Here is a 21,661-nt window from a genome sequence, read left to right as displayed (position 1 = left end):
CGCCGCCCATCCCACGGATACGCAGGTGAAACGCACTCCGAAGTCTTGGTATTGTTGTCCATGTCGCCGCGGGGAACACCCCCGGTCAGGCGGCAGACACCTTGTCCGGGTGGCGGAATGGCAGACGCGCTAGCTTGAGGTGCTAGTGCCCTTTATCGGGCGTGGGGGTTCAAGTCCCCCCTCGGACACTCACCGTGGGAACACGGACACAGAGGGCCACGACCTGCCGGGTCGGGGCCCTCGTCGCGTTCCCGGTCCGCGGGTGCCGCTCGCGGAGCGGGCGGTCGCGTCTTCGCGCGGTACACGGCCCCGTATCGTTGGCCTCATGAGTCGCTGGAAGGACCTGACCGGGGAGACGTCCGGACAGCACTACGCCGCACGGTTCGAGGCCCTGGCCCGCAGCGGGACGGACGTGCACGGTGAGGCCCGGTTCTGCGCCGCGCTCGTGCCCGCCGGAGCGCGCGTGCTGGACGCCGGGTGCGGTACCGGACGGGTCATGATCCGGCTCGCGGAACTCGGGTACGACTGTGTCGGCGTCGATCTCGACGCGTCGATGCTGGCGGTGGCGCGGGAGCAGGCGCCTCGACTGCCCTGGTTCCAGGCCGACCTGACCCGGTTCGAGCCCGGCCTCCTCGGCGTCGCGGCGGACTTCGATCTCGTGGTAGCCGCCGGCAACGTGTTCCCGTTTCTCACGGCCGGCACCGAGGCCACGGTGGTGGGGCGTCTGGCCGAGGCCCTGCGTCCGGGAGGTCTGATGGTCGCGGGCTTCGGCCTGGACGAAGTCCACCTGCCCGTGCCGCCCGGCATCACGCTGCCGGAGTACGACGACTGCTGCGCCGCGGCCGGCCTCACCCTCGTCGACCGCTTCGCCACCTGGGACGCGGACCCTTACGACGGCGGCGGCTATGCCGTCAGCGTCCACCGCAGGTGAGGATTCGCGGGACGGCGTGATCACCCGCGCCGACCGGGTGTCCGTCGGGCGCTCGCTCCGAGAGCACGGACAACTCGCTCTGAGAGCACGGACAAGAGGGCCTCGACCGCTGCGGTCGAGGCCCTCGTTCCGTGTGCGCGCACGACCCGCGTCAGCCGCTCAGCCGTCCGCCTCCGGTCCGGCGGTGCCGGCCTCGGGTTTCTCGGGCTGGGCGTAGAGGATGTCGCGAGCCTGTTCCGCGGCGCGGGCGAGGCTCTCGCCGACGAAGTCGACGAAGCGGGCGATGTTCTCGAGGCGCGCGGCGGCCGGGGTGTCGGGACCGAGCAGTGCGACTCCCCGCCGTGCGGTCTCGGCGAGCTCGGCGTTGGACCGGGCGGCGGCGATCATTCCCTGGTACCAGACGTCGTTGTCGACTATGTAGCGCTCGCGGCGGCGTTCGTCGCGTTCCCGGCGGATGAGGCCCTGGCTCTCGAGCTGCGCGATGGCCTTGGAGATCGACGCCGGGCTGACCTCGAGGTGCCGGGCGAGCTCCGACGCGGTGAGGCTGCCCGTGTCGTCGGTGTAGAGGCAGGTCAGCACGCGGGACATCATCTTCGGCAGGCCCTGCCGCATCAGGAGGGTGGTGAAGGCCTCCTCGTACTCGCGTACCGCCTCGGCGTCGCGGCCGTGGGCTTGCGGAGCCGCCTGCGTGTCGCGGGGGGCGGTCTGCCTGCGGCGGTGCGCGCGGTGTTCGGTCGCGCGGTGGGCGAGGTCGGCGCGGTAGCCGGTGGGGCCGCCGTTGCGCATCACCTCGCGGGTGACGGTCGAGGTCGGACGGTCGAGACGCCTGGCGATCTCCGCGTAGGCGAGGCCGTCGGCCAGTCCCAGCGAGATCTGCTGGCGTTCCTGCTGGGTGAGTCGGCCTCCCGGCATCGCGGTCTCCTTCGTGTGTCCGTAGCGGACCCCATCATAGCGTTCACTCTTGCTCCATTGCAACGAGTGTGGCGTGTGTCGTTGCATTGCTGCTACGACCGTTGCAACGATATTTGCACTCTCACCTGCAGCTATTGCTCCGCAACGCAACAAGTATGTTGCTGAAGTCGTGAACGCAACGTAGCTTTTCCTCTGTCGGAAACGACGGGCCGCACGGGCCCGACGACACGGATGAAGGAGCACACCATGCAGAAGTTCGACACCCCCGCCCCGGTCTCCGCCGTTCTGGACATCCCCGCGGGACACATCCGGTTCATCGCCGCCGACCGGACCGACACCACGGTCGAGGTACTGCCCGCCGACGCCTCCAAGGGGCGGGACGTGAAGGCCGCCGAGCAGATCGAGGTCGCCTACGCCGAGGGCGTCCTGCGGATCGAGGCCCCGGCGGCGAAGAACCGGATCCTCGGCCACTCCGGATCGGTCGAGGTGACCGTCCAGTTGCCCGCCGGCTCCCGGGTCGAGGCGAAGGCGGCACTCGCCGAACTCCGGGGCGTCGGACGTCTCGGCGACGTCACCTTCGAGGGCGCGCAGGGCTCGGTCAAGCTCGACGAGACCGCCGCCGCGCACCTCACCCTCCAGGCCGGCGACGTCACGGTCGGCCGCCTGGGCGGCCCCGCCGGGATCAGCACCCAGAAGGGTGACATCAGCGTCGCCGAGGCCCAGCGCGGCGAGGTCACCCTGAGCACCCAGCACGGCGAGATCACCGTCGGCGCCGCCCGCGGAGTCTCCGCCTCCCTGGACGCCGGCACCGGCTACGGCCGGGTCCACAACGCGCTGCGGAACGCCGACGGCGTCCCCGGCCTGACGATCCACGCCACCACCGCCTACGGCGACATCACCGCCCGCAGCCTCTGAAACCGCAGACACCGAACAAGGGGGCACCTCTCATGACCGACCTGGCCATCGCGGCGAACGGGCTGCGCAAGTCCTACGGCGACAAGACCGTCCTGGACGGCGTCGACCTGGCCGTACCGGAGGGAACGATCTTCTCCCTCCTCGGCCCGAACGGCGCCGGCAAGACCACCGCCGTCAACATCCTCTCCACCCTCATCTCGCCCGACCCCGACAGCGGCCCCGTCCGCGTCGGCGGTCACGACCTCGGCACGGCGGGGCAGGCCGTGCGCGCCGCGATCGGCGTCACCGGACAGTTCTCCGCCGTCGACGGTCTGATCACCGGCGAGGAGAACATGCTCCTCATGGCGAACCTGAACCACCTCACCCGGCGCGAGGGGCGCCGGGTGACCGCCGGACTGCTGGAGCGCTTCGACCTCACCGACGCCGCGAAGAAGCCCGCCTCCACCTACTCCGGCGGCATGAAGCGCCGCCTCGACATCGCCATGACCCTGGTCGGCAGCCCCCGCATCATCTTCCTCGACGAGCCGACCACCGGCCTCGACCCGCGCTCCCGGCACAACATGTGGCAGATCATCCGCGAACTCGTCACCGGTGGCGTCACCGTCTTCCTCACCACCCAGTACCTGGAGGAGGCCGACGAACTCGCCGACCGCATCGCCGTCCTCCACGGCGGGAAGATCGCCGCCCAGGGCACCGCCGAAGAACTCAAGCGCATCGTTCCCGGCGGACACGTCCGGCTCCGCTTCACCGATCCCGCCGCCTACCAGAGTGCCGCCACCACCCTGCGCGAGGTCACCCGGGACGACCAGGCCCTCGCCCTGCACCTCCCCAGCGACGGCAGCCAGCGCGAACTGCGCTCCATCCTCGACCGGTTGGACGCCGCCGGCATCGACGCCGACGAACTGACCGTGCACACCCCCGACCTCGACGACGTCTTCTTCGCCCTGACCGGCGGCGCCGGCATCCCGAACCAGTCCAAGGAGAACGCCCGATGAGCACCCTCGCCCTCGCCCTGCGCGACTCCTCCACCATGCTGCGCCGCAACCTCCTGCACGCCCGGCGCTACCCCTCCCTCACCCTGAACCTGCTGCTCACCCCGATCATGCTGCTGCTCCTGTTCGTCTACATCTTCGGCGACACCATGAGCGCCGGCATCGGCGGCGGCAGACCGGACCGCTCCGCCTACATCGCCTTCGTCGTCCCCGGCCTGCTGCTGATGACCATCGGCAGCACCGTGGTCGGCACCGCGGTCTCCGTCTGCAACGACATGACGGAGGGCATCATCGCCCGCTTCCGCACCATGGCGATCCACCGCGGCTCGGTGATCGTCGGTCACGTCATCGGCAGCGTCCTGCAGGCCGTCGTCAGCGTCGTCCTCGTCGGCGCCGTCGCCGTGGCCATCGGCTTCCGCTCCACCGACGCCACCCTCTGGGAGTGGCTCGCGGCGTTCGGGCTGCTCGTGCTCTTCTCCACCGCGCTCACCTGGATCGCCGTCGGCATGGGCCTGGTCAGCCCCAACGCCGAGGCCGCGGGCAACAACGCCATGCCGTTGATCCTGCTGCCGCTGCTGTCCAGCACCTTCGTCCCCATCGACGCCATGCCCGGCTGGTTCCAGCCGATCGCCCGGTACCAGCCGTTCACCCCCGCCATCGAGACCCTGCGCGGTCTCCTCCTCGGCACGGACATCGGCAACAACGGCTGGCTCGCCATCGCCTGGTGCCTCGCCCTCGCCGTCCTCGGCTACCTCTGGTCCACCAAGAGGTTCAACCACGACCCCAGGTAACCGCCATGACCACGCGGGGCAACCCCGCGACCCGTCCCACCCCAGGGCGGCGTACACCGGCAACTGTCGGAGTGCGCCGCCCCGTTCGTCTGCCGCGCCACCCCTCCCGCGCCACCACTTCCGCTCTTTCGCGCACGCGACCGCACACAGGAGGGAGGATGGCCGCCATGACGGATGAAGGCCCCTCCATCGACCGCACGAGGCCGAGCATCGCCCGCGTCTACGACTACCTGCTCGGCGGCACGGACAACTACGCCGTGGACCGTGAGATCGGCGACGTGTTCAAGCGTGACCTCCCTGGTTCGGTGGCGATCGCCTTCGCCAACCGGGCGGCGCTCGTCCGCGCGGTCGCGGAGATCGTGACGACCACCGACGTAAGGCAGTTCATCGACCTGGGCAGTGGTCTGCCGACCGCCGACAACGTCCACCAGGTCGCCCAACGGCACGCTCCGGAGTCCCGGGTCGTGTACGCCGACATCGACCCCCAAGTGCTGCTTCACGGACGGGCGTTACTGGAGGAGAACGACCGGACCCGGGTCGTCGCGGGCGACGTACGCAACCCCGAGGCCGTCCGTACCCACCCGGAGACCCTGGAACTGATCGACTTCGACCGCCCCGTCGCCGTCATCCTCAGCGCCGTCCTCCACCACGTCAACGACGACGAGGACCCGGCCGGCATCGTCCGCTACTGGCGCGACCAGGTGCCCCCGGGCAGCTACTTCTTCCTCAGCCACTTCCGCTCCGGCGACAACCCGGAGACCACGGAGGCCGAACGGGTCCTCCAGCGGACCTTCGGCCGTGGCCGGTGGCGCACCGACGAGGAGATCGAAGCGCTGCTGGACGGCCTGGAGATCCTCGACCCCGGGATCGTTCCGGCGTCGCTGTGGCGGCCAGACGCCGCTGACGGCCCCGGGCACAGCGGCGGCGAACGAGAGATCAGCGTCTGGGAGCGCCTCATCGCCGCGGGGCTGGCGCGGAAGTCGGGCTAGCCGGCGGAGGCGGACTCGGCCCCCAAGGACGACGGCCGCCCCGTCGTCCAGGAGCCGTCGAACCGGTGAGTGGTGCTGCCCCCGGGGCAGTTGGCTTGCATACTGATCTCGATCAACGCTGCCTCCCCCCGGTGGGGGGGCGGGCGCGCGGCGCGGGGAAGTCGGTGATCGCCTCCTACGCCACAGCCAATAGGCGGGCGTGGCAACGACCTTCCGACCACCCGCACCGCGGCATGCACCGCAGCCACTTCGTTCACCAACCGCACCCCCGTACGGAGTCACCCCATGTCCCGATGCAGACGTGCCGCCGGCACCGCACTCCTCGTCGCCGCGGTGCTCGCCGTCGGCGGCTGCGGGAGTGACGCCGAGCCCTCCGCCGCGGACACCGCCTCCACGAGTGCCCCTGAGGACGTGACCGGGGACGCGTCGACCCCCTCCGAGAGCGGGTCGGACTCAAAGCCCGCACCGGAGGAGACGGCCGCCGCGGACGACACCTCGATCGAGGACACCCTGAGAACCGCCGGCGTCGACGACGACCTGGTCAACCGGCTCGGAGAGGTGGGCGACGCCAACAACTACGGCCTGGGGGAGGGCGTCGAGACAAGCCTGGAGGACCGCCGGCAACTCGCGGTCACCCAGGTCGACACGTGCCGCAACGTGTCCGTCGGCTACCGGACCTGGAAGGGCGTGCGGTACTCGGACGAGGCGGGCGGCGCGACCGAGGAACAGGCCGCGGCGATGGCCGACTTCCTGCGGACGGAGTTCTGCCCGCACGTCGCACCGTTCAAGGAAGCGGCTCTTCCCGAGCAGGCTCTGCGCGGGCCGGCCGAGGACGACGACGGCGGCCGGGGACTCGCCTCGCCGGTCACCTGGTGGGACGGACGCTACCCGCGGGTCTCCTGGTCCAAGGCGTGCGCGGCGCAGACGGGAATGCCCGTCAGTGACCCCGTGGCCTACCGCATCGCCGAGGACGAGGTCGTCTGCGCCACCGTGCCGCCCGCCGCCGCGCTGAGGAAACACCTCATCGACCTGGACATCGTCTTCGCGTCCCCCGTCGGCGAGGACCGGGCCCTGCGGGCGGCGCTGGCCCTGCTGCCGTCCGACGCGGCGGCGACCGAGCCGACGGAGGGCACCAATCCCGACTGGTCCTACATGGACGGTGGCTGCCTGAACATCAACATCCGTACGGCCACGATGAAGAAGGTGCTGGACGGACTGCGGGACGATCCGGAGCCCTGGGCATCCGCCCTGTACTACTCCGAAGGGCAGATCGAGGACGGAGCCGTCGGCGACTACACCGGCAAGGTCAAGCAGATCTCGCTCTCGACAGGCGCCAACGAACCCGGAGCGTCGGGCGACCTGACCTGCTGACGGTCACGGCGCCCCGGAAACTCCGGGAACTCCTCCCCGGGCGCCGATTACCTTGGAGGCATGGCCCACGCGAAGACCACCTACGTCTGCCTGCCCTGCCGGGCCTCCTACAAGCAGTCCTACGGCCCGGACAGGCGGCGGATCTGCCCGCGCTGCGCCCAGTCGCTGATCCACGTCGGCTCCGCGTTCGCCGCACCCCGCCGCCGGGACACCGCCGCCTGGCGGACGCTGTCGGTGCTGCTGCACGCCGGTGTCCGGTTCCACAAGAGCTGCTGCGACGGCGGGCCTGGTTACCGTCCCCGCAGCCTGAGCGAGATCCGCGAGCGGATGGCGTACGCCCGGCGCAGTGGCGAGCCGTTCGCCGAGGCACTCGTCCGGCACGAGGTCCCGTGACGGGTAGGTGGATCGAGGGGGCGCCGGTGGTCGAGGACCGACCGAGCACCCGCGCGGAGTCGCTCAGCGGGGGCAGCCCGGGGAGGTCTTCGCCGTGCCCCGGCCGGCATCGCCTCCGCGCTGACCGCACCCGCCGCACCGAATATTCGCTACTCGCCGCCCGGTCCCTTTCCTAGACTCGACACGCATCGCGCACCCCACCCGCACATCGGCGGCGTGCTCGGTGCGTCCACCCAACCGTGATCACCGAGGGGAGCCCGGCCGTGCGTGACCGTACCGCCGTCGTCGTTCCCCCGTCGCGGTCCGAGGTGATCCTGGTGTCCTCGTCCGTCCGGTGCCCGCTGCGCGGCCGGCACCGGATGCCCGCGACGACCCACTGACCCGGTCCCGCAACTCGTAGGCCGTACAGGCCGTCTCAGGGTTCCCCGTGTCTCCTCGTCCGGGAAATCGCGCCGCCCCTTTCCTGATCCGCAGAAAGGCCACGGGCCGTGCGCACCAACCTCAGCACCCTCGCCAACGTCCGCAACCTCGGCATCCTCGCCCACGTGGACGCCGGCAAGACCACCGTCACCGAGCGCGTCCTGTATGCGACGGGCACCACGCACAAGCGCGGGGAGGTGCACGACGGCACCACCGTCACCGACTTCGACCCGCAGGAACGCGACCGCGGCATCACCATCTTCGCCGCCGCCGTGAGCTGTGCCTGGGACGGTCACCGCATCAACCTCATCGACACCCCGGGCCACGTCGACTTCGCCGACGAGGTGGAGCGTTCGCTGCGCGTCCTCGACGGGGCGATCGCCGTGTTCGACGCCGTCGCCGGGGTCGAGCCGCAGAGCGAGTCGGTGTGGCGGCAGGCCGACCGGCACGGTGTCCCGAGGATCGCCTTCGTCAACAAGCTCGACCGTGCCGGCGCCGACCTCGACCGTGCCGTCGGCTCGATCCGGGAGCGGCTGCATCCGGCCCCGCTGGTCGTCCAGTTGCCGATCGGCGCCGAGGACGGCTTCACCGGCGTGGTGGACCTGGTGCGGATGCGCTCCCTGGTGTGGGCGGACGGTGAGAGTACGGCGGTGGAGGGACCGGTGCCGGAAGAGCTGCGCGAGGAGGCGCTGCGACGGCGCCGGGCGCTGGAGGAGGCGGTCGCGGAGCTGCACCCGGCCGCGCTGGAGGAGTTCTGCGACCACGAGACCCTGTCCGCCGCCACCCTCGCCGCCACGCTGCGCGACCTCACCCGCACCGGTGACGGCGTGGTCGTCCTGTGCGGCTCGGCCTACCGCAACCGCGGCATCGAACCGCTGCTGGACGCGGTGGTGGCCTATCTGCCGTCTCCGCTGGACGTGCCCGCCGTACGCGGTGTGCACGAGGACACCGAGCAGCGGCGCGCCGCCGACCCCGAGGCGCCCTTCGCCGCCCTGGCGTTCAAGGTGAACACGGGCGGCACCGGACGCCTGACCTACGTACGCGTCTACTCGGGCGCCGTCGAGAAGGGAGACACCGTGTGGGACCCGGGCACCGGCCGCACGGAGCGGGTGGCGCGGATCCTCCGGGTCATGGCGGACCGGCACGCCCAGCTGGACCGGGCGGTCGCCGGTGACATCGTCGCGCTGGCGGGCCTGAAGTCGGCGCGGCCCGGCTCGACCCTGTGCGATCCGGGCGCCCCGCTGCTGCTGGAACCGCCCGTGGCCGCGGAGCCCGTCGTGTCCGTGGCCGTGGAGGCGCGGCGTGCCACGGACACCGGGAAGCTGGCGGCTGCGCTGGCACGGCTGGCGGAGGAGGACCCCTCGCTGGTGGTGCGCACCGACGCCGACACCGGGCAGACGGTGCTGTCCGGAATGGGAGAGCTGCACCTGGAGGTGGCGGTGGAGAAGATCCGTCGCGACGGCGGACCCGAGGTCACGGTGGGCCGTCCGAGGGTCGCGCACCGCGAGACCGTCGTGCGCGGCGTGAGCGGTCACCTCCACCGGCACGTCAAACAGGACGGCGGTGCGGGCCAGTTCGCCCATGTCGTGCTGGACGTCGAGCCCCTGGGGGCCGAAGCCGGCGCCACCGGCTTCGAGTTCAGGTCCGTCGTGGTCGGCGGCCGGGTGCCGCAGGAGTACGTGCGCGCGGTGGAGGCCGGCTGCCGGGACGCCCTGGCCGAGGGGCCGCTCGGCGGTCATCCGGTGACGGGGCTGCGGGTCACGCTGACCGACGGCTCCACCCATGTGAAGGACTCCTCCGACATGGCGTTCCGCACCGCCGGCCGGCAGGGGCTCCGCGCGGCGCTGAGCGTCTGCGCGCTGAGCCTGCTGGAGCCGGTCGCCGAGGTCACGGTCACCGTGCCGGAGGACGCGGTCGGCGGCGTCCTCGGCGACCTCGCCGCTCGGCGCGGCCGGGTCACCGGCTCCGGGACGCGGGGCGGAGCGGCGGTGCTCACGGCCACCGTGCCGCTGGCCGAGCTGTTCGGCTACGCGACCCGGCTGCGCAGCCGTACCCAGGGGCGGGGCACCTTCACCACGCGGGCGGCCGGTTACGCGCCGGCGCCGGCGCCGACACCGCCGGTGAAGACGCCGGTCCGGTAGCGGGCCGGCCGGCGGATCCGACGCCCACGCGAGTGAGACCGCCCGCGTGCCGCGCGCGAATCGTCCGCGCGCCGCACGGAGACCGCACGTGGGCCGCACCACGCCCGAGCGCGAGGCGTGGTGCGGCCCGCACGCGCCCGGGGCGAGGGAACGGCCTGCTCCGGGGGGCGGCGGAACGGAGAATCACCCCTGCCGGGCGATGCGGTCGCCGTCCGTGTCGGATGAGGTGGGCGTCGGACACCTCTGTCGATGCCGTACGGAAGGCGTGAGCCATGTGCCGCTGGCTGGCCTATTCGGGAACGCCGCTGGTCCTCGACGAGGTCCTGTACCGGCCGAAGCACTCGCTGATCGACCAGAGCCTGCACGCCAAGATGGGGGTCGAGACGACCAATGGCGACGGATTCGGCATCGGCTGGTACGAGGAGCACGCGCGTACGCCGGCCGTGTTCCACGACGTCGGCCCGGCCTGGAGCAACCGGAACCTGAGGGAGATCGCGGGGCACGTCCGCGCACCGCTGTTCTTCGCCCACGTCCGGGCCTCCACCGGCACGCCCGTCCAGCAGACCAACTGCCACCCGTTCCGCTACGACCGCTGGATCTGGATGCACAACGGCGCCATCGCCGGCTTCCACGTACTGCGCCGGGCCCTCCTCCTGGCCGTCGACCCGGAGCTCTTCCCGTCGATCGAGGGCAGCACGGACTCCGAGGTGATGTTCTACCTGGCCCTCACGTTCGGTCTGGCCGACGACCCGCCCGGGGGAGTGGCGCGCATGGCCGGCTTCGTCGAACAGCTCGCCCGGGAGCACGGGGTTGCGCCCCCGCTGCAGATGACGATCGCGGTGGCCGACGGGGATCAGCTCCTCGCCTTCCGGTACGCCAGCGAGGGCACACCCAGGTCGCTCTACTACAGCAGCAGGGTGGAGGATCTTCGGGCCCTGCACCCGGACACCGATTTCCTGCGGGGTGTGTCCGACGAGACCCGCCTGGTGGTGTCGGAACCCCTCGGTGATCTGCCGGGTGCCTGGCACGAGGTACCGGCCGGCACCTATGGCGTCGTCCAGCCCGGCCAGGACCGTCTCCAGGAGTTCCAGCCCGAGATCCCCTGAGGGCCGCGCCTCACGTACACCCGGACCCGCACCGCAGCCGGCTCCACACCCGCACCCTCCTCACACCAGCCGCCGGTCCAGAGCCACCCGCCAGGCCGGTGACGGCACCGGCCCGGCGGGTGGCCGTGGCCGGCTGCCGCCGCGGGTGAAGAACGCGGCCAGCGGAAGCACCGCGGCGCCCACGGTGACCGCGTCCGGGCCGAGCCGGCCCAGTTCGACGCCGACCCGTCCCGCCGGGAACCGCAGGGCCCGCGCGAGGGCGTGCTCGCGGACCTGGTCCAGGAACGCGCCCCCCAGCTGCAGCCCCGCCCAGCCGCCGATCAGCAGCCGCTCGGGCTGGAAGAGGTTGATCAGGTCGGAGAGGCCCGCGCCCAGGTACTCGACCGTCTCGTCAAGCACGGCGGCCGCCACCGGGTCGGGTGCGCGGCCGTCGGCGGGGCGGGCCGCGGCGAGCAGTTCGGTCAGCGCCGTCTCCTCGTCCGCGCCGGCCGAGGGGCCCCCTCCCGCCTCCCGCCACCGAGCCACCAGCGCCTCGGCGCCCGCGTACGCCTCCAGGCAGCCCCGGGCGCCGCACCGGCACCGGCGCCCGCCCACCCGTACCGTGAGGTGCCCCCACTCCACAGCCCGTCCCTGGGCCGCCTCCTCCGTGACGACGCACGCGCCGACGCCCGAGCCGAACAGGACCACCACGGCGTTGCGCGCTCCGCGCCCGGCGCCGAACCACATCTCGGCCTGTCCGAGCGTCTTCGCGCCGTTGTCGATGAAGTACGGCACCTCCGGCGGCAGTTGGCCGCACCCGGAGCGCCGGAGCAGCCGCTCCAGCGGCACCGCGTCCCAGCCGATCGTCTGCCCGTGGACGACCGCGCCCTCCGCCTCCTCGATGATGCCGGGCACGCCTATGCCCACGCCGAGCAGATCACCGGCGACCGGCCGGCCCGCGCCGAGCACCTCGGCGATGCCCTCGTGCACGTGGTCGAGGACAGCTTCGACGTCGTAGCCGCGGGGTCCCAACGCCCGCTCCGCCCGGGCGAGTTCGCGCATGCCGAGATCGAACAGCTCCACCCGGACCCGGGTCTCGCCGACGTCGACGCCGATGAGGCACCCGCTGTCCGGCCGTATCCGCAGCAGCCGGCGCGGCCGGCCCGCCTCGGAGCCGACGCTGCCCGCTTCCTCGACCAGGCCGTCGCCCAGCAGTTCGGAGACGACGTTGCTGACGGAGCCCGAACTCAGCCCGGTCGCCGGGACCAGCGCCTGCCGGCTCATCGGTCCATCGAAATACAACCGTTGCAGAACGGTGCCCCGGCTCTCCCGCCGCAGGTCACGCACCGTACGGCCGCCCAGCCCTGCCACCCGACCTCCCTGGTTCGCGCTCGAATCCGGCCCGCCGGACCGGATACCGCTGCCGGATCCCTTGACGAGCGTTTCTCTTGAGGTTTAACTCACATCCTAAATTAAGCCATGAGGGGCTTCGGAAGCCGAACGGGGTGTCGGCCTTCACGACCAGCCCCGAGGGGTATCGACTCCCGGAAAGGGACACCAGGAGCCATGCGCAGCATCCGAGCCGCGGCCGTAGGCGCCGTCACCATGTCTCTCGCCCTCGCGGCTACGGCCTGCGGAGGCGGTTCGTCGAGCGGCGGCGGGTCCAACGACTCGCCGAAGACGCTCACCTACTGGGCCTCCAACCAGGGCGCCAGCATCGCGGTCGACAAGAAGGTCCTGCAGCCCGAACTCGACAAGTTCCAGAAGCAGACCGGCATCAAGGTGAAGCTGGAGGTCGTGCCCTGGTCCGACCTGCTCAACCGCATCCTCACCGCCACCACCTCCGGTCAGGGCCCGGACGTGCTCAACATCGGCAACACCTGGAGCGCCTCGCTGCAGGCGACCGGCGCGCTGCTGCCCTGGGACGCGGAGAACTTCAACAAGATCGGCGGCAGGGACCGGTTCGTCGACTCCGCGCTCGGCTCGACCGGCGTCCAGGGCAAGGACCCGGCCGCGGTGCCCCTGTACTCGATGGCGTACGCCCTCTACTACAACAAGGAGATATTCGCCGACGCCGGCATCTCCAAGCCCCCGGCCACCTGGGACGAGCTGGTCGCCGACGGCAGGAAGATCAAGGCGAAGGGCAAGTCCGTGCTCGGCGCTGAGGGCGCCAACGTCTCTGAGAACATCCACCACGTCTTCGTCTTCGCCAAGCAGCACGGCGCCGACTTCTTCACCGCCGACGGCAAGCCCGACTTCACCAACCCCAAGGTGGTCGAGGCCGTCAAGCAGTACGTCGACCTGATGGCCAAGGACAAGGTCATCCCGACCGGTGACGCCGAGTACGCGCAGAACCAGTCCGTCAGCGACTTCGCCAAGGGCAAGCAGGCCATGCTGCTGTGGCAGTCCGCCGCCGCCAACCTCAAGTCGCAGGGCATGAGCGAGGACGCCTACGGCATCGCCCCGGTACCGGTGCAGTCCGGCACCCCCGGCACCGGCGCGCAGACCAACTCCATGGTCGCCGGCATCAACATGGCCGTCTTCAAGAACAGCCACAACCTCGACGGCGCGACGAAGTTCGTGAAGTTCATGACGAGCGACGACGAGCAGAAGATCCTCAACAAGGCCTACACCTCCATCCCGCCGGTCAAGGGGGCCCAGGCGGACGCGGCCTTCAACTCGCCCTCCAACGCGGTGCTCAAGACCACCCTCGGCACCAGCGCGGCGGCTCTGCCGCAGGTCGCCTCGGAGTCGCAGTTCGAGACGGCGGTCGGAACGGCCGTCAAGGACCTGTTCGCCGACGCCGCCGCCGGTCGCGCGGTGACCACCGGCTCCGTCAAGGCCAAGCTGGAGAAGGCCCAGCAGCAGATGCCGGCGGCGTGACCCGAGATGACCTCCACCGCTCTGAAGGAGCCGGTGAGCCGGACGTCCCCCGGTGCGGCGCGCGAACCCCGCCGCCGCACCGGGCGGATCCGCCGCATCGGACTGCCCTACCTGCTGCTCCTGCCCGCCCTGCTGCTCGAACTCCTCGTCCACCTGGTGCCGATGGTCATCGGCATCGTGATGAGCTTCAAGGAGCTCACCCAGTTCTACATCCGTGACTGGGGCAGCGCCCCCTGGTCCGGCCTCGGCAACTACCAGGTGTCGATCGACTTCGACGCGCCCGTCGGCGAGGCGCTGCTGCACTCGTTCTTCGTCACCATCGGCTTCACCCTGCTCTCGGTCGGGCTGTGCTGGCTGATCGGCACCGCCGCCGCGATCTTCATGCAGGACACGTTCCGCGGCCGCGGACTGCTGCGCGCCCTGTTCCTGGTGCCGTACGCGCTGCCCGTCTACGCGGCCGTCATCACCTGGGTGTTCATGTTCCAGCACGACAACGGCCTGGTGAACCACGTGCTGCACGACCAGCTCCACCTCACCGACAAGCCGTCGTTCTGGCTCATCGGCGACAACAGTTTCTACGCCCTGCTCACCGTCTCGGTGTGGAAGGGCTGGCCGTTCGCCTTCCTCATCGTGATGGCCGGCCTGCAGAACATCCCGAAGGAGCTGTACGAGGCGGCCGCGCTGGACGGCGCCGGGGTGTGGCAGCAGATCCGCCGCATCACCCTGCCGTCGCTGCGACCCGTCAACCAGGTGCTGGTCCTGGTGCTGTTCCTGTGGACGTTCAACGACTTCAACACGCCGTACGTGCTGTTCGGCAAGGCGGCCCCGGAGGCCGCCGACCTCATCTCCGTCCACATCTACCAGGCCTCGTTCGTCACCTGGAATTTCGGCGCCGGTTCCGCCATGTCGGTCCTGCTGCTGCTCTTCCTGCTGGTCGTGACCGGCGCCTACCTGCTGTTCACCTCACGCGGACGGAGGGCCGCCGATGTCTAGTCCCGGCACCGCGACACCCGGATCGCCCATGGCGCCGCCCCGTTCCTTCCTGTGGGCGCGGCGGATCTTCCTCACCCTGATCACCGGCTTCGTCCTGGTGCCGGTGTACGTGATGGTGTCCAGCTCGCTGAAACCGCTCGCCGACGTCACCGGCAAGTTCCGCTGGCTGCCCAGCGGGCTGACCATCCGCCCGTACATCGACATCTGGTCCACGGTCCCGCTCGCGAAGTACTTCGTGAACTCCCTGATCGTGGCCGGTGCGGCGACCGTCTGCTCGGTGGTCATCGCGGTGTTCGCGGCCTACGCGGTCAGCCGCTACGAGTTCCGGGGCAAGCGCGTCTTCACGGTCACCGTCCTGTCCACGCAGATGTTCCCCGGCATCCTCTTCCTGCTCCCGCTGTTCCTGATCTACGTCAACATCGGCAACGCCACCGGAATCGCCCTGTTCGGCTCCCGCGGCGGCCTGATCCTGACGTACCTCACCTTCTCCCTGCCGTTCTCCATCTGGATGCTGATCGGGTACTTCGACTCGGTGCCGCGCGACCTGGACGAGGCCGCGCTGGTGGACGGCTGCGGCCCGCTGAAGGCACTGCTCAGGATCGTGGTGCCGGCGGCCATCCCCGGCATCGTCGCGGTCGCCGTGTACGCGTTCATGACCGCGTGGGGAGAGGTCCTCTTCGCGTCCGTCATGACCAACGACGCCACTCGCACGCTCGCCGTCGGTCTCCAGGGCTACTCCACCCTCAACGACGTCTACTGGAACCAGATCATGGCCGCCTCGCTGGTCGTCAGCGTGCCCGTGGTGGCCGGCTTCCTGCTCCTGCAGCGCTATCTCGTCACCGGTCTGACGGCCGGCGCCGTCAAATGACCAGCTTCCCGTACCACGAAGGGACTTCCGTGTCCGAACGCATCGACCTCGCCGCACTCCCGCACGACTTCCTGTGGGGCACGGCCACAGCGGCCTACCAGATAGAGGGGGCCGTTGCCGAGGACGGCCGTTCGCCCTCCATCTGGGACACCTTCTCGCACACCCCCGGGAAGATCGCGAACGACGACAACGGCGACGTCGCGTGCGACCACTACCACCGCTGGCGCGAGGACATCGATCTGATGCGCCAACTCGGCACCAACGCCTACCGGTTGTCCGTCGCCTGGCCGCGGGTGGTCCCCGGCGGCTCCGGAGCGGTGAACGCCACGGGCCTCGCCTTCTACGACGAGCTGGTGGACGGCCTGCTGGAAGCGGGCATCACCCCGGCCGTCACCCTCTACCACTGGGACCTGCCCCAGGCGCTCCAGGACCGCGGCGGCTGGCCGGAACGCGCCACCGCCCTGGCATTCGCCGAGTACGCGTCGGCCGTCGCCGAACGCCTCGGTGACCGCGTCAAGCTCTGGGCCACCCTCAACGAGCCCTCCTGCTCGGCCTGGATCGGACACCTGGAGGGCACCATGGCCCCCGGCTGGACCGACCTGACCGCTGCCGTCCGCGCCTCCTACCACCTGCTCCTCGGCCACGGCCTCGCCACCCACGCGATCCGCGCCGCCGTCCCCGACGCACAGGTCGGCATCGTCAACAACCTCTCCACCGTCTTCCCCGCCACCGACCGCCCCGAGGACCTGGCGGCCGCCCGCCGCCACGACGGCCACGTCAACCGCTGGTGGCTCGACCCGGTGCACGGCCGCGGTTTCCCCGCCGACATGGTCGAGACGTACGGCGTCGAACTCCCCGAGCAGCCGGGCGACATGGAGACCATCGCGGCTCCGCTGGACTGGCTGGGCCTGAACTACTACTTCCCGGCCTACGTCGCCGACGACCCCGACGGTCCCGCGCCACACGTCCGTTCGGTCCGCCGCCCCGACGTCCCGCGCACCGGCATGGACTGGGAGATCGACGCGAGCGGCATCGAGACCCTGCTGCTGCGCCTCACCGAGGAGTACGGCGCCCGGAAGATCCACGTCACCGAGAACGGCTCGGCCTACCCGGATCTGGTCCGCCCCGACGGCACCGTGGACGACCCGGAGCGCCAGGAGTACCTGGAGGGGCACCTCGCCGCCTGCGCCTCCGCCGCCCGCAAGGGCGCCCCGCTGGCCGGCTACTTCGCCTGGTCGCTGCTGGACAACTTCGAGTGGGCGTACGGCTACGACAAGCGCTTCGGCCTGGTCCACGTCGACTACCGCACCCAGGTGCGCACGATCAAGGGCAGCGGACACCGGTACGCCGACATCGTCCGCGTCCACCGCGGCCAGAGCCGCCGGGCCGCCTGAGGCCGTCCGTCACGCCGGGCCGGTTCAGGCCCCCTCGATGCGCCGGGCCGCCTGAGTCCGGCCCGGACGACCGGTGGGCGCGGGGGCGGGAGCCCGCGCCCACCGGTTCCGCGCCACCCGTTCCCCAGACTGTCATGCACGCGTCATAGCTCGCATCGCCGGATCCCCACCCCCGCCGAGGAGAGCCGCATGCCATCCCGAATCCCGCGCACCCTGCTCGCCGCCGCCCTGTCCACCGTGGCCTGACCTCCAGCAGCCGAGGTGGACTGGGTGCGGGTGGAGCAGAAGGGGTGACACCGGCCACACCCCGGGGCGGGCAGCCGGGCCGCTCACCGGTCGCCCGCCCCGGGCCCGGGCCCCGGGGGGTGCGGCCGTGCCCGCGTCCGGCGACGGGTGGCCTTCAGCACAATTTGCCCGATAACGGTGGGTGAATGTGTATAAGTGGATCGACGGGCGGTTGTGCCCCCTGGGTAACCCGTCCCGGACAATCCGAGATCAACGGCATGGGAGAAGAGTTTGACCCCGGTACGAATACGACGCACCAGGCTGGTGGCTGCGGCCGGCGTACTCGGCGGTGTGCTCGCAGTGACGGCTCTGGGCGGCACCAGCCACGCCGCCACCGGCGGCAACGGCGCCGGTGACCAGCAGCAGACCCAGACCCCGGTGGCTTCGGCGACCCCGGCCGCTCCGGACACTTCCGCGGCCCCGGGGGCGTCCGCGCCCTCGGCGGCCCCGACCGCCACCCAGGACGTCTCCGACGCCCGAATCAAGATCACGCCCGGGCAGGGCGCCCACAACGTAGGGATCGACGACCCCGTCAGGGTGACCGTCAGTGACGGCAAGCTCACCAAGGTGACCATGACCGCCGTCGCGACCGGTGCCGAGGTCCGGGGCACCCTGTCCGCGGACGGCACGTCCTGGAAGCCGGACGGCCCGCTGAAGCGGGCGACCAGGTACCAGGTCGCCGCGGAGGCCAAGGACGCAGGGGGCCGCTCGGCCGCCGAGAACGCCACGATCGCCACGGTGTCCCCGGCCAACGACTTCATCGGTCACGTCTCTCCCCTGAACGGCTCGACCGTCGGCGTGGGCATGCCGGTGTCGGTCACCTTCAACAAGGCGGTCACCGACAAGGCCGCCGTGCAATCGGAGATCCAGGTCAGCTCCAGCAGCGGCCAGCAGGTCGTCGGCCACTGGCTCAACGACGGCCGTCTCGACTTCCGCCCCGAGACGTACTGGAAGCCCGGCTCGACCGTCACCGTCGACATGAACGTCGGCGGCGTCCACAAGGCGGTCACGTTCAAGATCGGCCGGAGCCAGATCAGCACGGTCGACGCGAAGACGAAGCAGATGACCGTCGTGCGGAACGGCAAGAAGATCAAGACCGTCCCGATCTCTTCCGGCAGCCCCGAGCACCCGACGTACAACGGCCAGATGGTCATCTCCGAGAAGTTCCGGCACATCCGCATGAACGCCGCGAGCGTCAACCTCACGGAGAAGGACGGCAAGCCCTCGTACGACATCGCCGCCGTGCCGCACGCCATGCGCCTGTCCGACTCGGGCACGTTCATCCACGGCAACTACTGGGGTGCCGACTCGGTCTTCGGCAAGGTCAACACCAGCCACGGCTGTGTGGGCCTGAAGGACGTCAGGGGCGGCGGTGACAGCACCAAGCCCGCCGCCTGGTTCTTCGACCACTCGCTGATCGGCGACGTCGTGATCGTCAAGAACTCCGACGACAAGACCAAGCTGGCGCCGGACAACGGCCTCAGCGACTGGAACGTGCCGTGGAGCGAGTGGGTCGCGGGCGGCGCGGCCAACTGACCGCCGGACCCGATTCCGCGCCCGTGAGGGTGCGTCCTCTCCGCCAGGCGGCGGTCGACACCAAGTCGGCCGCCGCCTGGCGCTTTCAGGGCACCCGAGGGGCCCTGCCTCCAGGTGTCCGCCTTTCGTCCCCGGCCGCATCAACGCCGCGGAGAAGACCCTTACGGACTGCGAGGTGCATCCGAACCACATCGCGGACGCGATCCGGAGCAACCCCAACTACCACGGTGAACCGGTGCGCCTCATCTCCTGCTACTCCGGCGCCGACGCGAGACCGCCCGAGATGCCCCTGGCGCAGTCCGTCGCCAACGAGCTCGGTGTGCCCGTGACGGCCCCCACGAGCAAGGTGGGAACGTCCCCCCAGCTCGGCCTCAACCAGGCCCTATCGGCAACACTGGCTGCTGGCGCACCCACCTGCCCATGGCCCACCAGGGCAGGCTCACAGGAGTGGAAATGACCAAGCGAGCGGGCTTCTACCGGGAGATCGGCGGTCGGGCCACCACGGCGGACGATGCGCCGTCGCTGCGAAACGCCGTACAGGACAGTGGGCCCTGGGACGAGGACCGTGTCCTCGCCTACCTGGGATCGGCCCTGGAGATCTACTCCACGATGGGCGCCGAGCGCGACGTTCTCACTGGCGAAGAGTGGATCGTGGGCTCCGGATCCCTGATGACGGACGGCACCTGGCTCTGGCCCGTCGATCTTACGCACTACGTACGGCGTCACCACGCTGCCCTGCCGCATGAATTCCTGGAGCACATCCGGACCAACAACTACACGGTGCCTGTCGTGCCCGACGAACGGGCCAGGCACATTTTCCAGGAGGAGTTCCCGGACCACGCCCCCGCCGGGGCCCCGTCCAAGGTTGCGGGCTTCTTCACTTGGTACGTGCCGAAACTGGACAGCGCGCATGCCCATCGACTGGTTACGCATCTGGAGGACGCCGGGCTCCCCGCCGTGCACCCGCTGACCAATGCTCTCTTCGGGTTCCGTGAGACGCCGGTCGGAAACCGTGAGCCGCTGATGGGCGATGGCGAAGCCCTGGCCGCTGCCTTGGCCGACGATCGGTACCCCAAGTGCGAGTTCACCTGCTGGAAGGGTTGCGACCAGTCTCTGAGCGGCATCGTGCGACGTACGGACGAGACGACGCAGAGCATCACGCTGCGCCTCACAGACGTCCCCGTGTCGGACCGCGAAGAGGCGGTCGCGGCACTGGTGCGCACGCTCGATCAGGATGCGGCCTTCTGCCGCGGGTTCGTCATCGACCGAGCCGGCGTTTCGGCTTCCCACGACTGGGACCGCATCCTCGTCGGCGACGGAGGGAACTTCACCGTGTGGCCCGACACCGTCGGCATCCTCCGGGATCGCGTGGGTGACCACCCTGAGCTGGCCGACAGCAAGCCGACTGCATACGGCCCACTCGATGTCTTCCACCGCGTGTGAACCTTCGACCGCCCTACCGTCCCCGGCACTGGTCCGACGGTCATGATCGGGATTCCGGCCATTCAGGGTACGGAAGGCGCGCTGACGACGCCCGCTCGCGGTGTCTCCGGCCCCTGGCGTGGAAACACCCCAGAGCGGGGTCCCCGTCACCTGCGGTCCTCTGCCGCCGGGCGGCAGCCTCACAGGCCTCAGCGGCGACTACGGCCCACTGTTCCCAGTGAGAGGTCGGCACCGCTCCGGCTGCTTTTGCGAGGTATCTACGGCCGGAGCGAGGAGCCGATGTCATCCACGTGGACATAGTGGTCCGACTCGCGGACACGGACGGAGGGGGCAGCCCGGTGGAGGCCGCCCCCGGGCTGGTTCATGCGTTGTGCTTGGTGTGGTCCAGCACCTTCATACCGGCGCCGAAGACGCTGATGAGGACCAGGCCGCTGCTCCCGAGGATGCCGCGAGGGGTATCACCGAGAGCCATCATGACAAGGGCGGCGCCCAGGGAAGCCACAAGGGAGACGAGGATGACGATGGTGATGCTGTACACCGAGCGGTTGGGCACCTGCGGAGCAGGGTTGGTCGACAATCTTCCTCCATTGACTCATCAACATGCTCGCCGGACGCGGGCATGACTCGCCGATGCGAGAGCTTCCCAGTGACGTGGGGCAGGCCGAAGCTCTGCAGTCGACTGGCCGCGATCAGATCGCGTGAGGCGAGAACGCCAATGGAGTGCCTGAATCAACAGGACTTGCTGAACTTCCAAAACCTTACTTGACCATCAACTGATGTGCAATCGGCTGGTGTTCGTGGAAGCCGCGGTCCGCTGATGCGCGTGAGGAAGACGTGGCATTTCCGTGCTCCTGGCTCTCGGTTGGCCTCACTGGACCGACGAGGTGCGTGCGGCCGACGTCTGGAGGGCGCACCGGCAGCGTCTTCAGTGGGCACACCGAGCCCTCCCCGCACAGCGTGTGGCACCGTCCGATCGGAGTCACGGAAACCAGGAAGGGGCCGAACCGGCCAAGGCTTCCGACACTGCGGCGCGTGAGGTCTTTGATCGGATGGCCGACGAGTTCCGTGCCGCCCGCGAGGCCGGTGATCTCGGGCGGGCGAAGCAGGTCCGCAGTGACATGGGACCCGTCTACGCCTGGCGTCTTTCCCCCACCCGGAGACCGCGAGGCGGTCACTGGCCTGATGCGTGACTGCAAGCAATGAGTGCGAGACCAGGAGCCGAAGCCTGCCGTCGATCCCTCGCTCCAGGCCGTACGGGCCATCATCCAGGACCTCGGAACGCGCAGGCGTGCGCTGACCACGACCGAACTCGCTTCCGC

At 70.4% G+C, this 21,661-nt stretch carries 18 protein-coding genes and 1 tRNA gene; 16 read left to right on the top strand and 3 right to left on the bottom strand.

The window, feature by feature from the left end:
- Nucleotides 1-103 precede the first annotated feature (103 nt).
- Nucleotides 104-188 (top strand) — tRNA-Leu (locus ACWCPN_RS26495).
- Between the two features lie 137 nt (nt 189-325).
- Nucleotides 326-931 carry a class I SAM-dependent methyltransferase gene (locus tag ACWCPN_RS26490; protein ID WP_451210827.1) on the top strand — a complete coding sequence of 202 codons (606 nt, stop codon included), beginning with the start codon at nt 326-328 and terminating at the stop codon, nt 929-931.
- 159 nt (nt 932-1,090) lie between these two features.
- Here the strand turns inward: ACWCPN_RS26490 and ACWCPN_RS26485 are convergent, their stop codons facing one another.
- A complete protein-coding gene (locus tag ACWCPN_RS26485) occupies nt 1,091-1,843 on the bottom strand; it encodes a helix-turn-helix domain-containing protein (RefSeq protein ID WP_451210825.1) in 753 nt (250 codons plus the stop codon).
- A 246-nt stretch (nt 1,844-2,089) separates the two neighbouring features.
- Here ACWCPN_RS26485 and ACWCPN_RS26480 point away from each other — a divergent pair, with 246 nt between their 5' ends.
- The 8 genes from ACWCPN_RS26480 to ACWCPN_RS26445 all read left to right on the top strand — a co-directional run bounded on the left by ACWCPN_RS26480 (nt 2,090) and on the right by ACWCPN_RS26445 (nt 10,961).
- Complete coding sequence (locus ACWCPN_RS26480) at nt 2,090-2,758, top strand: DUF4097 family beta strand repeat-containing protein (protein ID WP_451210822.1); 669 nt, start codon at nt 2,090-2,092, stop codon at nt 2,756-2,758.
- 32 nt (nt 2,759-2,790) lie between these two features.
- Nucleotides 2,791-3,753, top strand: coding sequence for an ATP-binding cassette domain-containing protein (locus ACWCPN_RS26475; RefSeq protein WP_451210819.1), 963 nt, complete (start codon nt 2,791-2,793; stop codon nt 3,751-3,753).
- Nucleotides 3,750-4,541 (top strand): ABC transporter permease, encoded by a 792-nt coding sequence (locus ACWCPN_RS26470; protein ID WP_451210816.1) that lies wholly within the window; start codon nt 3,750-3,752, stop codon nt 4,539-4,541. The genes ACWCPN_RS26475 and ACWCPN_RS26470 overlap by 4 nt, the downstream gene beginning before the upstream one ends.
- A 158-nt stretch (nt 4,542-4,699) precedes the next feature.
- Nucleotides 4,700-5,530, top strand: a complete 831-nt coding sequence (locus ACWCPN_RS26465) for an SAM-dependent methyltransferase (protein WP_451210813.1) — start codon at nt 4,700-4,702, stop codon at nt 5,528-5,530.
- 285 nt (nt 5,531-5,815) lie between these two features.
- Nucleotides 5,816-6,901, top strand: a complete 1,086-nt coding sequence (locus ACWCPN_RS26460; RefSeq protein ID WP_451210810.1) for a hypothetical protein — start codon at nt 5,816-5,818, stop codon at nt 6,899-6,901.
- Between the two features lie 60 nt (nt 6,902-6,961).
- On the top strand, nt 6,962-7,294 hold the full coding sequence (locus ACWCPN_RS26455; protein WP_451210807.1) for a deoxyxylulose-5-phosphate synthase: 333 nt from the start codon (nt 6,962-6,964) through the stop codon (nt 7,292-7,294).
- Nucleotides 7,295-7,782: 488 nt separating this feature from the next.
- On the top strand, nt 7,783-9,855 hold the full coding sequence (gene fusA / locus ACWCPN_RS26450; protein ID WP_451210805.1) for an elongation factor G: 2,073 nt from the start codon (nt 7,783-7,785) through the stop codon (nt 9,853-9,855).
- 272 nt (nt 9,856-10,127) lie between these two features.
- The gene (locus ACWCPN_RS26445; protein WP_451210802.1) at nt 10,128-10,961 is read left to right on the top strand and encodes a class II glutamine amidotransferase; all 834 of its coding nucleotides are present in this window, start codon (nt 10,128-10,130) and stop codon (nt 10,959-10,961) included.
- A gap of 60 nt (nt 10,962-11,021) precedes the next feature.
- Here the strand turns inward: ACWCPN_RS26445 and ACWCPN_RS26440 are convergent, their stop codons facing one another.
- The gene (locus tag ACWCPN_RS26440) at nt 11,022-12,311 is read right to left on the bottom strand and encodes an ROK family protein (protein ID WP_451210799.1); all 1,290 of its coding nucleotides are present in this window, start codon (nt 12,309-12,311) and stop codon (nt 11,022-11,024) included.
- A gap of 195 nt (nt 12,312-12,506) precedes the next feature.
- Here ACWCPN_RS26440 and ACWCPN_RS26435 point away from each other — a divergent pair, with 195 nt between their 5' ends.
- From ACWCPN_RS26435 to ACWCPN_RS26410, 6 genes are all read left to right on the top strand, one after another.
- Nucleotides 12,507-13,823: an ABC transporter substrate-binding protein gene (locus ACWCPN_RS26435; RefSeq protein ID WP_451210796.1), complete on the top strand. Its 1,317-nt coding sequence runs from the start codon at nt 12,507-12,509 to the stop codon at nt 13,821-13,823.
- A 6-nt stretch (nt 13,824-13,829) separates the two neighbouring features.
- Nucleotides 13,830-14,816, top strand: a complete 987-nt coding sequence (locus tag ACWCPN_RS26430; RefSeq protein WP_451210793.1) for a carbohydrate ABC transporter permease — start codon at nt 13,830-13,832, stop codon at nt 14,814-14,816.
- A complete protein-coding gene (locus ACWCPN_RS26425; RefSeq protein ID WP_451210790.1) occupies nt 14,809-15,684 on the top strand; it encodes a carbohydrate ABC transporter permease in 876 nt (291 codons plus the stop codon). The genes ACWCPN_RS26430 and ACWCPN_RS26425 overlap by 8 nt, the downstream gene beginning before the upstream one ends.
- Nucleotides 15,681-17,078 carry a GH1 family beta-glucosidase gene (locus tag ACWCPN_RS26420; protein ID WP_451210787.1) on the top strand — a complete coding sequence of 466 codons (1,398 nt, stop codon included), beginning with the start codon at nt 15,681-15,683 and terminating at the stop codon, nt 17,076-17,078. The genes ACWCPN_RS26425 and ACWCPN_RS26420 overlap by 4 nt, the downstream gene beginning before the upstream one ends.
- 576 nt (nt 17,079-17,654) lie before the next feature.
- The gene (locus ACWCPN_RS26415; protein ID WP_451210784.1) at nt 17,655-18,899 is read left to right on the top strand and encodes a L,D-transpeptidase; all 1,245 of its coding nucleotides are present in this window, start codon (nt 17,655-17,657) and stop codon (nt 18,897-18,899) included.
- A 453-nt stretch (nt 18,900-19,352) separates the two neighbouring features.
- A complete protein-coding gene (locus ACWCPN_RS26410; protein ID WP_451210781.1) occupies nt 19,353-20,342 on the top strand; it encodes a hypothetical protein in 990 nt (329 codons plus the stop codon).
- Nucleotides 20,343-20,703: 361 nt separating this feature from the next.
- Here ACWCPN_RS26410 and ACWCPN_RS26405 read toward each other — a convergent pair whose 3' ends face one another.
- Nucleotides 20,704-20,919 (bottom strand): hypothetical protein, encoded by a 216-nt coding sequence (locus ACWCPN_RS26405; RefSeq protein WP_365124048.1) that lies wholly within the window; start codon nt 20,917-20,919, stop codon nt 20,704-20,706.
- Between the last annotated feature and the right edge of the window lie 742 nt (nt 20,920-21,661).

Source organism: Streptomyces sp. NPDC002386 (assembly GCF_053593175.1).
This window is presented reverse-complemented; position numbering and strand designations above follow the sequence as displayed.